The following is a 12,605-nucleotide window of genomic DNA, read 5'->3' on the forward strand; positions in this document are numbered from 1 at the left end:
CCTGGGTTCAACCGGTCGTTGCAACGCTTGTTGGTTGGAGTAACCGTAGCTGCTCGTCGAGAGCTTCGGCGGGTGTCTTCCAGTCGAGGACCTTGCGGGGTCTGCTGTTGATCGCTGTTTGTACGGCGAGGAGGTCTTCGAGGCCCCAGCGGGACAGATCGGTGCCTTTGGGGAAGTACTGGCGTAGTAGCCCGTTGGTGTTTTCGTTCGTGGCGCGTTGCCAGGGTGAGTGGGGATCGGCGAAGTAGACCGCAATGCCGGTATCGATCGTGAACTGGCTGTGGGCTGAGAGTTCTTTGCCGCGGTCCCAGGTCAGTGATCGCCGCAGACCCTCGGGCATGATGGTCATCGTGGACTGGAGTGCGTCCTTCATCGCGATGGCGCCGTAGCCGCCGAGGGCGGGCCCGTTCTTTACCGGCGGGACGGTTCCGTAGCCTTCGATGCGGGGAAGGTGGACCAGGAGCGTGTATCGGCTGGTGCGCTCGACGACGGTTCCGATGGCGGAGCGGTGCAGTCCGATTATCAGGTCGCCTTCCCAGTGGCCGGGGACCGCTCGGTCCTTGACCTCGGCGGGTCGTTGGCTCAAGACGACATCAGCGGTGACATGCCCTTGCGGCCTGTTCCGCGAGCGTTCACGGGGCTTACGCAGCGCCCGACCGGTCCGCAGGCAGGCCACCAGCTCACGCGTGAGCGCGCCGCGCCCTTGGATGTAGAGCGCCTGGTAGATCGCCTCGTGGCTGATGCGCATATCTTCATCATCGGGGAAGTCGACGACCAGCCGTCGACTAATCTGCTCTGGGCTCCAGGCCGCCGCCCAGCGGCGGTCTGCACGGTGCGGCTTGTTCAGCCCTTTCCAGGTCGTCGCAGGGCCGGCGGCAACTGTGCCGTCACGACGGCACAGTTGCCCGCTCAGCCGGGCCTGTACGTACTCCTTCAGCCGCCGGTTACTCGCCAGCTTCGCCGGCTTGGGCCGCCGCGCGGTGACCTGTGCCTTCCACTGCGCCACGGTGGCCCGGTACTCAAGCTTGCCGCTGCGAGTCGCGGCATTGCGCCGCAACTCACGCGAGATCGTGCCCGGGTCCCGCCCGAGTTCCCGGGCGATCGCACGGACACCCTGCCCCTGCGCCTTAAGCAGCGCAATCTCCTCACGCTCGGAAAACGACAGGTAACGGCCGGAAGGCTCGGCCAGACTCAACGGCGGCATGCCACCAGCGTGACGAAACCACCGCACTGCAACAGGCGTCGACACACCGAGCTCAAGCGCTACCTCCTCAGTGCGCTTACCCCGCGCGATCAACCGCCAGAACGCACGCTGCACATGCCGCGCCGGCATCGGCCTGCCCGGCGAACGCATCGCCGGACGCAACGCCCGATCCGCCTGCTGCTGACGTCGCGCCATCCAAACACCTCCATCATCAAAGGTGTTGCGACGACCAGTTGAATTCGCCCTATGATTCGCAGTTACAGTGCCGCCTCCCTGGACGCACCAGTCAGGGTTTTCCAGATTACCCACGCAAGCAGGACACATACCCAACTGTGGCTTCAGGCGAACGCCGTCCAAAGCAAGGATATCGCCTACCGACTCGAGGTGTTGTTCCAAAATGTTCAGCACGTATGCGCACCATTCGTGCTGCGTGGACTCTCGCTCCGAAGGGCCACACACGACGAGTCGAACCGCCTGAGCAAACTACATGGGCTGGAGGTCGATCCCAGCTATGGCCTCTATCTGCTATCCCGCAGCCACGACTGGTTCATCGTCTCCGCCAAGCCGATTTGGGCCGAGGCAGACCTTGATTATAATGACAAACCAGTATTCTGGTCGTATACAGGCCGGGAGGATATCGTAATCTCCATGGGGACAATAGAATAGCTTACTCGAACCCCCGGTCACCTATCCGCCGAGCAATAGTCGGCGGGTAGGTTGCGTTCGCGATCTTGAGGAGCTGTCTCGCTAGCGGTATTTCCGGGGGACGGTTCACGATCTCATCGAAGAAAGTCGAATCCCTGACCAGGATATCCGCTGGTCAGGGCTTCATTTCTGTCGGGACGGCCGAAGTTGAACCGACGACCCCTTGACCCCCAGGCAACATACAGCTCGCAGGGACCTGCCCGAATCCGCAGCCCACGCTGGCGGGCACGTCCGTGGTTGTCCATCAAGGTCTGGCCAAGGTCGTCACCCAGTTGGTCACTCAGTCGGCTCATCCTTCTCGTCCATGCCCGATACGGAGGTACCGCACCATGGGCAGTGACGGATCGCGATGTACGAGCTGCCACCATCGTGGAAAATGAGGCCGTAACGCTCTTCGCTCGGTCCGGGTTGTGGTAGATCAGGCTGTCTGGGCATTCGAACTGGCCTAAGTGCTGTTCGCACTCGATTCCGAACTTGTCACGCACTATTTCCAGCAGGTCGCAAGGGATCTTCTCTTGAAGCATCGCAGTACGCCGAAAGACGTGACAATACGAGCGATCTTGCCTCTACATTTATGTCGACTGGACCATTCATAGTTCTGAGTGAAATCACGTCACCCCCTGCGCTCGACATCGATATCGATGGTGACATGCGTCTCCCAGCCGACGACGGCCAAACGTTGCACACCTCCCAGGCTAAGCTGGACCTGCACAACGTTTAATCCCTGATCAGCCCACTTCTTCGGAGGCCTCCGGGGAAACTCAGCAAGATCAAATCTCAACATAGCCACTGGACCGTCACGGTCAAGAGAGAACTCATGTAGATCAACCGACCTCAGCGTCGGCAGATCCGCGCCGTAGATCGCCCGGATCCCATCCGGCTTATACAAGAGATCAATCCAGCTCGACATCTCGGATTCCTTCACCCCTCATCAGGCGACGGTAGTCGTGCCATCCCGTCTGCCGTCGACCCGCCCTCCTGGGGAGCGGGCCGCCGCCCGGCCTGCCACGTCAAGGCGGCCTTGACGCACGGTCGGACGCTGGCGGGTCGAGTTGGTGGTCTGCTCGGCTCGCCCGGGTCGTCGGCTGGCGGGATGGCCCGCGCAACCACCCACGGACCGCAGCCCACCCACGAGGCCCCGGCCATCCCGGAGCCCGAGCGCCCCCGCCGGAGGCGCAGTAACCGCCACCAGCTCGCCACCGTGCCCCGCCGCGCGGACCCGGCCTGCCCTACCCATACGCCGCGTCGCTCCGGCGGGCGCAGCCGGCTGCCGGCGGCGACGAACCCCCACCACTTCCCCACCCGGCCCGTCTACGGCGGCCCCGGGCTCCCCGCTGTCCGCGCCAGCCGCCGGGCATCAGGCGGGACGGCCGCAGAGCGACAGCGGCAGCGGCTGGCACGCGCCCAGGCGGCGACGCGTGCGGCCCGTTGCGGGCCACCTTGACCCGCGCGACTGGACCCCACGCGAGCTCCGACACAGCTTCGTGTCCCTGCTGTCCGACAGCGGCATGAGCATCGAACAGATCGCCGACCTCTGTGGGCACTCTGGCACGACCGTCACCGAGGGCGTCTACCGACACCAGCTCCGGCCGGTGCTCTTAAGCGGCGCGATCATCATGGACAGGCTCTTCGGCGCTGAGGCATAGTCACCCAGCCACAAAAGGGCACATCCTTCAATCGGATGTGCCCTTTGACCTGCGTCGGGACGGCCGGATTCGAACCGACGACCCCTTGACCCCCAGTCAAGTGCGCTACCAAGCTGCGCCACGTCCCGATGCTCCCGCCGGCTTCCCCGCGACAGCCGGTACAGCCTACCGCACGATCTTTCCGTTGCCCGTATCCACCCCTCGGTGTCAACGCCCACCCTCCCGGGCGGGCCGGGAGGGTGGGGTGGGCTGAGGCTAGCCGTGGGCCTTGCCGCGACCGCCGGGACCGACCTTCTTGCGGGGGCGTACCGAAATCTCGATCGGGCTTCCCTCGAAACCGAACTCCTCCCGGAGTTTGCGCTCCACGAACCGCTGGTAGCCCGCGTCCAGTGGGCCCGTGGTGAACAGTACGAACCGTGGCGGCGCCGCTCCTGCCTGGGTCGCGAAGAGGATCTTCGGTGCCCGCCCCCCACGCACCGGGTGCGGGGTCGCCTGCACCAGCGCGGTGAGCCACGCGTTGAGCTGTGCTGTCGGTACCCGCGTCTCCCAGCTGGCCAGTGCCCGCCGGAGCGCTGGGGCGAGCTTGTCCACCGCGCGTCCGGTCCGGGCGGAGAGGTTCAGCCGGATCGCCCAGGGAATACGGCGTAGTTCCCGTTCGATCTCCCGGTCCAGGTAGTACCGACGGTCGGCGTCCACCAGGTCCCACTTGTTGAAGGCGATCACCAGGGCCCGGCCGGCATCGGTAACCATCGACAGGATTCTCTGGTCCTGTTCGCTGATGACCTCACTGGCGTCGAGCAGGACCACCGCGACCTCGGCGGCCTCGATCGCCGAGGCGGTACGCAGGCTCGCGTAGTACTCGGTGCCGCTGGCCTGGCCGACCCGCTTGCGCAGGCCGGCGGTGTCGACCAGCTGCCAGGCCTCGCCGCCGATCTCCACCAGGCTGTCCACCGGGTCGACGGTGGTGCCGGCGACCGCGTCAACGACTGCCCGGATCTCCCCGGAGAAGCGGTTGAGGAGGCTGGATTTGCCGACGTTGGGCCGGCCGACGAGGGCGACTCGACGGGGGCCCCGCGGGCGGTCCTCGACGATCTTGGGTGCTTCCGGTAGCCGGTCCAGGATGAGGTCGAGCAGCTCGCCGGCGCCCCGGCCGTGCAGGGCCGAAACCGGATACGGCTCCCCCAGTCCGAGCGACCAGAGCGCGGATGCCTCCATCTCGATGGAGCTGTTGTCGGCCTTGTTCGCCACCAGGATCACGGGCTTGGCGCTGCGGCGCAGCATCTTCACTGCCGCCTCGTCCACGTCGGTGGCGCCCACCACCGCGTCGACCACGAACAGCACCACGTCGGCGGTGGTGATGGCCGACTCCGCTTGGGCGGCGATGGCGGCGGCACGGTCCTTCGCATCGGGCTCCCAGCCGCCGGTGTCGACGACAGCGAACTGTCGGCCGTTCCACTGCGCGTCGTATGGAACCCGGTCCCGGGTCACCCCGGGTACGTCCTCGACGACCGCCTGCCGACGCCCGATCAATCGGTTTACCAACGTCGATTTTCCCACGTTGGGCCGGCCAACCACGGCCACCACCGGCTGCGGGGCGGTGGCCTCCTCGGCATCGGGTTCAGGGCCGTCCCACCCCACCCAACCGGTTGGCTCGTTCATCGATCCACGCCCCGCTCGGCGAGCATCTCCTGCAGGCGCGCGACGACCTCGTCAATGCCGAGTTCGGTGGTGTCCAGCACCACGGCGTCCGGGGCTTGCGTCATCGGGTCGGCCTTGCGAGTTGAGTCCAACTGGTCCCGGCGGGCCAGGTCGGCGGCGGTGCGGCCCGCATCGGTGGCGTCCTCGGCGCTGCGTCGGGCTGCCCGGGCCGCCGCGGACGCGGTCAGGTAGACCTTCAGATCAGCGTCGGGGGCTACTACCGCGCCGATATCGCGCCCCTCCATCACGATCCGACCGGCGGCGGCGGCGAGGTCCCGCTGTCGGGCGACAAGCAACGAGCGGACCGCCGGTACGGCGGCCACGGCCGAGACCGCCCCGGTCACCTCGGGTCCGCGGATCTCCTCCTCGACGGGTACGCCGTCAGCGGTCACACCGTATCCCTCGGGATCGGTGCCGATGCCGAGCTCGGTTTCTCCGGCGACCTTGGCCACGGCCGACGGGTCAGCCAGGTCAACTCCGGAGCGCAGTACCGCCCAGGTGACCGCCCGGTACATCGCGCCGGTATCGAGGTAGCGGGCCCCCAGGGCGATCGCGAGTCGCCGGGAAACGGTGGACTTACCCGAACCGGACGGCCCATCCACAGCGACCACGCAGCGCCCGGTCCGTACGTTTTCCTCCACCGCAATCCTCCTCAGTCCGTACCTCGCGATACCCGCGAGCGGTTTGCCCGCCGACAATGATGCCTGGCACGGTGCGGTCCCCTCGTGCCGGACCTCCGGCAGCGACCGCCCCCCGCGCGGCGGGCCGCACGGAGCTTACCGGCTGCGGTACCCGCCACCGCCGGCGTCAGTCGCCAACCGCCTTGAACAACGCGGCGACCTCCGCGTTGGTGAGCCGACGGGTGCGCCCGGCGCGGAGGTCCCCGAGCCGGATCGGCCCGATCGAGGTCCGCACCAGCCGGGATACCGGGTGGCCGACGGCATCGAGCAGGCGCCGCACGATGTGTTTGCGTCCTTCGTGCAGGGTGACCTCTACCTGGGCGGTTTTACCCAGGGTGTCCACGAGGCGGAACGCGTCCACCGTCGCCGGACCGTCGGTCAGCTCGACTCCGGCGGCGAGGCGCCGGCCCAGCGACCGCGGAATCGGGCCGGACACCTCACACAGGTAGGTCTTGGGCACCCCGTAGGAGGGGTGCATGAGCCGATGCGCGAGCGTGCCGTCGTTGGTGAGCAGCAGCAGGCCCTCGCTGTCCGCATCGAGCCGTCCGACGTGGTAGACCCGCTGTTCCACCCGGTTGCCGAGGAAGTCGGCGATGGCGGTACGGCCCTTCTCGTCCGCCATGGTGGAGACGACCCCCCGGGGCTTGTTCATGGCGAGGTAGACCAGACGGGTGTCGGCCTGGAGGCGCTCACCGTCTACGTGGATGGTGTCGGAGGTCGGATCCGCCCGGTCACCGAGTTGGGCGACTCGGCCGTTCACGGTCACCCGCCGGCGGAAGATCAGGTCTTCGCAGGCACGTCGAGATCCGACACCGGCGGCGGCGAGCACCTTTTGGAGGCGTTCTGGGCCGGTGTAGACGGGCGCGTCGGGCTTCGGGGCGCGGTTATCGCGAGGCATCGGCGAGGTCTTCCACATCGTCGGGGAGGAACGGAGCGAGCGGCGGCAGGTCGGTGATGCTGTCCAAGCCGAGCTTCTCCAGGAACAGGGAGGTGGTCCGGTAGAGGTAGGCACCGGTTTCCGGTTCGGTGCCGCACTCCTCCACCAGCCCGCGGGAGACCAGGGTACGGATCACCCCGTCGCAGTTCACACCGCGGATGGCGGAGATCCGGGATCGGGTCACCGGCTGTTTGTAGGAGACCACGGCCAGGGTCTCCAGCGCGGCCTGGGTCAGCCGTACGGTCTGGCCGTCGAGGACGAAGCGCTCCACGTACCCGGCGTACTCCGGCCGGGTGTACAGCCGCCACCCGCCGGCCGCTCGGCGCAGTTCGAAGCCGTGCCCGCGGGTGGTGTAGTCGGTGGAGATGGCGTGCAGCATCGTCCGGATCCGTTCGAGTGGCTGCTCCAGCACGTCGGCGAGGGTCGTCTCGGCGACCGGCTCGTCCACGACCAGGAGGATCGCTTCCAGGGCGCCGTGTAGCTCGGCGTCGTCGAGCACCGACGCGGGGGGTGGCGCCGGCCCCCGTTGATGGGACCGTTCCCGGTCGGGTGCAGATTCCCGGCCAGCACCAGCACCAGCACCAGCACCAGCACCAGCACCAGCACCAGCACCAGCACCAGCACCAGCACCAGCCGATTCTCCGGGTACGGCGACGGTGTGGCCACTCTCGGCGACACCGAGTGGTTCGGGGTTGGGTTCTCCCCCGCTCGTAGCGGTGGCGGCTTGTGCCTCCTCGACCGGTTTGGCCGGTGTCTCGCGGTGGCGTTCCCATGGCGGGATCCACGCGGCGGCCTGGTCGGCCAGGGAGTCCCCGTGTTCCTCGTCACCCATCTCGCTCGTCCTCTGTCGTAGCCGGCCTTCCGCCGGGTGGCACCGACCCTGTCGGGTACGACCTGGTCGCCGGGTGTGGCGTTGCCTCTCCGGACCCGGAGTCGACCGGCCCGGAGTTGGCTGCCCCCGAATCGACCGGCCCGGAGTCGGCCGGTCCCGAATCGACCAGCGTGGAGTCGGCCCGCCCAGCCCCGTCGGACCCGGCGGTGGGGAGCGTCCCCGCATACTCGTCGATATCCAGGTCACCTCCGCCGTCGACGGGGCCGGTCCAGCGTACGGTCAGCTCTTCCAGGGCCTCTTCCTGGGCGAAGGCGACCAGCCCTTCCCGGTAGAGTTCCAGCAGGGCGAGGAAGCGGGCCACCACCTCCAGAAGTGCCTCGCAGTCCGCACAGAGCCCGGTGAACGTGGCCGTACCGGCCCGTCGTAACCGCTCGGCGATGATCTCGGCGTGCTCCCGGACGCTGACCCGGACCTGGTGCACGTGCGCGATGGACACCTCGGGTGGCGGTTTCGGGGTGAACACCCGGACAGCCAGGTCCCGTAGCCGCTGCGGGCCGATGCCGAACACCAGGTCGGGCAGGGCCTGCGCATACCGTGGCTCCAGCGTCACCGCCCGTGGGTACCGCCGTCCGCCGATCTCCTCGAGCGCCGCGATGTGCGCCGCCGCCTCCTTGTACGCCTTGTACTGCAGCAGCCGCGCGAAGAGCAGATCTCGGGCTTCCAGCAGGGCCAGGTCCGCCTCGTCCTCGACCTCGGCAGCGGGTAGCAACCGGGCCGCCTTGAGGTCGAGCAGGGTGGCGGCGACGAGTAGGAACTCGCTGGTCTCATCCAGGTCCCAGTGCTCACCCATCGCCCGCAGGTAGGCGATGAACTCGTCGGTGACCTGGTGTAACGCCACCTCGGTGACGTCCAGCTTGTGTTTGCTGATCAGTTGCAGCAGCAGGTCGAACGGGCCGGTGAAGTTGGCGAGCCGGACGGTGAAGCCGCTGGTCTCCTCCCCGCCGCTGGCGGTGGTGCTGGCCCCGGCGGGGGTTGTGGGCTGGTCGAGGGGCGGTGCGGTCACCGGCAAACCGTAGTCCACCACCTGGGCGCCCCACTCCCGGTCTACCGCTCCGCCTGGCCTCCGGGCTACCGCTCCGCCTGGGCGGCGATCACCTCACGGGCGAGTTGCCGATAGTTACGCGCGCCGGAGGAGGCCGGGTCGAGGGTGGTGATCGGTGCCCCGGCGACGGTGGACTCGGGGAACTTCACGGTCTTGGTGATCACCGTCTGGTAGACCTTGTCGCCAAAGGCCTCGACCACCCGCTGCAGCACCTGGCGACAGTGGGTGGTGCGGCTGTCGTACATGGTGGCGAGGATGCCTTCGAGCTCCAGGTCGAAGTTGAGTCGCTCGCGCACCTTGTCGATTGTGTCCAGCAGCAGGGCCACGCCGCGGAGGCTGAAGAACTCGCACTCCAACGGGATGAGCACACCGTGGGAAACGGTCAGCGCGTTGATCGCCAGTAGACCCAGGGAGGGCTGGCAGTCAATCAGGATGAAGTCGTATTCCTTGCGGATGCTCTTCAGCACCCGCGCCAGCGCCATCTCCCGGGCGACCTCGTTGACCAGTTGGATCTCGGCAGCGGAGAGGTCAATATTGGCCGGAAGCAGGTGCAGGCCCGCCACGTCGGTCTTGATCAGCACATCGTCGCAGGTAACGTCGTCCTGCATGAGGAGGTTGTAGACCGACAGGTCGAGGTTGTGCGGGTTGACTCCCAGACCGACCGAGAGGGCGCCCTGCGGGTCGAAGTCGACCAGCAGCACCCGGCGGCCGTACTCGGCCAGCGCGGCGCCCAGGTTGATGGTCGTGGTGGTCTTGCCGACACCGCCCTTCTGGTTCGCCATCGCGATGATGCGGGCGGGGCCGTGCCGATCGGTCGGCATCGGTTCGGGGATCGGCTTCCGCGTGGTGTACGCGGCCGGATCTGCCGGGCCCAGGTCATTGCCGAGTGTGGACTGCTGCTCGCGGAGCTCCGACGTCCAGGTCTCGGCACGGCCACCGTCGCCAACCATGTCTTCGTTGCCCCCTCCCGACGACCACACCGGCGTCGGAGCCGACCGACGTCCTTCGCGACGCCGTCGCGAATCCTGGCCGCGTCACTTCCGCCAGGTCCGCGCCGAACCCGACTGTACGCCACCGGCGAGCAGGCCGCTCAGCACCGGTCCGGCGTGTCACACCCATCAACCGAGCGCCCGCGGGTGGGCGGTCGCGTACACCTCCCGTAGCCGTTCGACGGTAACCAGCGTGTAGACCTGGGTGGTGGTGACCGAGGCGTGGCCGAGAAGTTCCTGCACCACGCGCACGTCGGCGCCACCGTCGAGCAGGTGGGTGGCGTAGGAGTGCCGCAGTGTGTGCGGGGAGACCGCCTGCGGCCCGATGTCCGGCAGGCCGGCGCGCCGGGCGGCACCGCGCAGGATGGCCCAGGCGCCCTGCCGGGACAACGGGCCGCCGCGGGAGTTGAGGAAGACCGCCGGGGTGCCTCGGCCGGCGGCGGCGAGGCCGGGGCGGACGCGCACCAGGTAGGCATGCAGCGCGGCCACGGCGTACCCGCCGATCGGGACCAGTCGGTTCCGCCCGCCCTTGCCCCGCAGCAGTACCGCGCCGGTGTCGGTGTCGAGGTCGTCAACGGCGGCGCCGACCGCCTCGGAGATCCGCGCGCCGGTGCCGTACAGGAACTCCAGCAGCGCCCGGTCACGCAGCCCGAGCGGCGCCTCTGGACCGGCGGCGGAGACCGGACCGGCGGCAGCGTCCAGCAGCCGGATCACGTCGTCAACCGGCAGCGCCCGGGGCAACCGGCGGGGCGGTGCGGGTGGGCGGACCGCACGGCTCGGGTCGGCCCCGGTCAGGCCCTCGCGCAGCGCGAAGCGGTGCAGACCGCGTACGGCGCTGACGGCCCGGGCCGCGGAGGACGCCGCGAGGGGCGGGCGTTCCTCGTCCCCGACGCGCAGCCGGGCCAGGTGGGCTTCCACCTGGCCCGGGGCGACCGACGCCAGGTCGGTCACCCCGCTCGACGCGAGGGTGTCGAGGTAGCGGGCCAGGTCCCGCCGGTACGAGGCGAGGGTGTTCGCCGCGAGTCCCCGCTCAACGGCGAGGTGGTCCAGGTAGCCGCGGACGGCGCGGCGTAGGGCCGGCGCGGGAGTTGGTCCGGCCTCGGCCGCCATGGTTGCCTCGCCGCCGGTCAGGCCAGCACCTCGACCAACGGCAGGGTGGCCATACCGTGCGCGTCGGCGACCGGGCCGTAGACAACCTGACCATCGTGGGTGTTCAGGCCCAGCGCGAGGGCGGGATCCCGACGCAGTGCCTCCCGCCAACCGAAGTTGGCCAGTTCCAGGGCGTACGGCAGGGTCACGTTGGTCAGCGCGTAGGTGCTGGTGTGTGGCACCGCCCCGGGCATGTTCGCCACGCAGTAGAAGACGGAGTTGTGCACCGGGTACGTCGGTTCGGCGTGGGTGGTGGGATGCGAGTCCTCGAAGCAGCCCCCCTGATCGATGGAGATGTCGACCAGCAGGCTGCCCGGTTTCATCCGGGCGATCAGCTCGTTGGGGATCAGGGTCGGTGCCTTGGCGCCGGGCACCAGCACCGCGCCGATGACCAGGTCCGCGTCCACCACCGCCCGTTCGATCTCGTACGCGTTGGAGGCGACCGTCTGCAGGTGCCCTCGGTAGATCGCGTCGGCCTGACGCAGCCGGGCCACGTTCTTGTCCAGCAGCAGCACCTCGGCCTGGAGGCCGAGCGCGATGGCGGCGGCGTTCATCCCGGAGACGCCGGCACCGATCACCACGGTCTTCGCGGCGTACACACCGGAGACGCCGCCCATCAGTACGCCACGTCCACCGCCCTGGGCCTGTAGGTGGTAGGCGCCGACCTGCGGGGCGAGCCGCCCGGCTACCTCGGACATCGGGGCGAGCAGGGGCAGCGACTGGTCGGGGAGTTCGACGGTCTCGTACGCGATGGCGGTGACTCCGCGGTCCAGCAGCGCGTCGGTGCACTCCTTGGAGGCGGCCAGGTGCAGGTAGGTGAAGAGGACCTGGCCCGGCTGCATCCGGTGGTACTCCTCCGCGACCGGCTCCTTGACCTTCAGTACCAGCTCGGCGGTCTCCCACACCGCGTCCGCGGTGGGGAGGATCGTGGCGCCGGCGGCGGCGAAGTCCTCGTCGCTGGTGCTGGAGCCGACGCCGGCGCCGGACTCGACGAGGACCTGATGGCCGGCGCGGACGAACTCGTTGACGCCCGCGGGTGTGATCGCCACTCGGTACTCGTGATTCTTGATCTCACGTGGGATGCCGACCTTCACGATGCAGACCCCCTTCTCCGGGGCTGCTCGCCCCGGCTACTCGGCGCCACAGCGGCTCCGTTGCCGCAGTGCTCAGGCCCCGCCGGCGGCAGTCTAGGCCGGAGTCGACCGTCCGGGAGCCAGCACTGTGACATGTGGTCAGCACTCCCGCTGACGATGTGTCAAGCGGGTCTTGGTCGTCCCCGCCCGGCGCTCGGCGGCCTACTCCGCCGTTGAGACCAGATTCGCCGCTTTCTCGCCAGACTTGTTGATCCCCCGTTCAGACGGCTGACTGTGGATCACTACTGTGTCGCCTCATGACTACTCCTCTTAACCAGCCCGGCCACCCGATGGGGGTGTCCGACAAAAGTAAGATCGTCGCGGGCATTCTGCAGATCCTGCTCGCAGGCCTCGGCATCGGCCGGTTCTACATGGGCCACACCAAGATCGGCGTACTCCAGCTCGTCGTCACCCTGGTGACGTGCGGCCTGGGCGGCATCTGGGGCATCGTTGACGGCGTCCTGATCCTGGTCAAGGGTGGCGTTGACGGCCAGGGCCGACCGCTGCGCGACTGACCCGGTTTCACCGTA

Annotated in this window: 12 protein-coding genes, 1 tRNA gene and 1 pseudogene; 2 read left to right on the top strand and 12 right to left on the bottom strand. The window is 68.3% G+C overall.

Annotated elements, in window-relative coordinates; genetic code table 11:
• Positions 1-7 precede the first annotated feature (7 nt).
• The 3 genes from B118_RS0122605 to B118_RS0122610 all read right to left on the bottom strand — a co-directional run bounded on the left by B118_RS0122605 (position 8) and on the right by B118_RS0122610 (position 2,834).
• Positions 8-1,399: an IS30 family transposase gene (locus B118_RS0122605; protein ID WP_028192378.1), complete on the bottom strand. Its 1,392-nt coding sequence runs from the start codon at positions 1,397-1,399 to the stop codon at positions 8-10.
• Positions 1,400-2,185: 786 nt separating this feature from the next.
• Complete coding sequence (locus tag B118_RS33955) at positions 2,186-2,344, bottom strand: DUF6980 family protein (protein ID WP_420329467.1); 159 nt, start codon at positions 2,342-2,344, stop codon at positions 2,186-2,188.
• Positions 2,345-2,522: 178 nt separating this feature from the next.
• Entirely contained in the window at positions 2,523-2,834 is a 312-nt protein-coding gene (locus B118_RS0122610) for an Imm50 family immunity protein (RefSeq protein WP_028193499.1), read from the bottom strand.
• 391 nt (positions 2,835-3,225) lie between these two features.
• Here B118_RS0122610 and B118_RS0122615 point away from each other — a divergent pair.
• Positions 3,226-3,555 (top strand): annotated as a pseudogene (locus tag B118_RS0122615) (tyrosine-type recombinase/integrase); the annotation flags it as partial.
• Positions 3,556-3,609: 54 nt separating this feature from the next.
• On the opposite strand, the gene B118_RS0122620 reads toward B118_RS0122615, so the two are convergent.
• The 9 genes from B118_RS0122620 to ald form a co-directional block, all read right to left on the bottom strand.
• Positions 3,610-3,683 (bottom strand) — tRNA-Pro (locus tag B118_RS0122620).
• Between the two features lie 127 nt (positions 3,684-3,810).
• A complete protein-coding gene (gene der, locus B118_RS0122625) occupies positions 3,811-5,214 on the bottom strand; it encodes a ribosome biogenesis GTPase Der (protein ID WP_018220098.1) in 1,404 nt (467 codons plus the stop codon).
• Entirely contained in the window at positions 5,211-5,894 is a 684-nt protein-coding gene (gene cmk / locus B118_RS0122630; protein WP_018220099.1) for a (d)CMP kinase, read from the bottom strand. The genes der and cmk overlap by 4 nt, the downstream gene beginning before the upstream one ends.
• 166 nt (positions 5,895-6,060) lie before the next feature.
• Positions 6,061-6,831, bottom strand: coding sequence for a pseudouridine synthase (locus B118_RS0122635; protein ID WP_018828920.1), 771 nt, complete (start codon positions 6,829-6,831; stop codon positions 6,061-6,063).
• A complete protein-coding gene (gene scpB / locus B118_RS0122640; protein ID WP_026270955.1) occupies positions 6,818-7,702 on the bottom strand; it encodes an SMC-Scp complex subunit ScpB in 885 nt (294 codons plus the stop codon). The genes B118_RS0122635 and scpB overlap by 14 nt, the downstream gene beginning before the upstream one ends.
• Positions 7,695-8,786 (bottom strand): segregation and condensation protein A, encoded by a 1,092-nt coding sequence (locus tag B118_RS0122645; protein ID WP_028193500.1) that lies wholly within the window; start codon positions 8,784-8,786, stop codon positions 7,695-7,697. Before B118_RS0122645 ends, scpB begins: the two co-directional genes overlap by 8 nt.
• A 44-nt stretch (positions 8,787-8,830) precedes the next feature.
• Complete coding sequence (locus B118_RS0122650; protein ID WP_018215055.1) at positions 8,831-9,754, bottom strand: ParA family protein; 924 nt, start codon at positions 9,752-9,754, stop codon at positions 8,831-8,833.
• A gap of 168 nt (positions 9,755-9,922) precedes the next feature.
• Positions 9,923-10,903 carry a site-specific tyrosine recombinase XerD gene (locus B118_RS0122655; protein ID WP_027647050.1) on the bottom strand — a complete coding sequence of 327 codons (981 nt, stop codon included), beginning with the start codon at positions 10,901-10,903 and terminating at the stop codon, positions 9,923-9,925.
• 17 nt (positions 10,904-10,920) lie between these two features.
• Positions 10,921-12,036, bottom strand: coding sequence for an alanine dehydrogenase (gene ald, locus B118_RS0122660; protein WP_018812701.1), 1,116 nt, complete (start codon positions 12,034-12,036; stop codon positions 10,921-10,923).
• Positions 12,037-12,365: 329 nt separating this feature from the next.
• Between ald and B118_RS0122665 the strand changes: the two genes are divergently transcribed.
• Entirely contained in the window at positions 12,366-12,590 is a 225-nt protein-coding gene (locus B118_RS0122665; RefSeq protein WP_018220105.1) for a TM2 domain-containing protein, read from the top strand.
• The last annotated feature ends 15 nt before the right edge of the window (positions 12,591-12,605 follow it).

This window comes from Salinispora pacifica CNR114, from assembly GCF_000514775.1.
GTDB lineage: Bacteria > Actinomycetota > Actinomycetes > Mycobacteriales > Micromonosporaceae > Micromonospora > Micromonospora pacifica.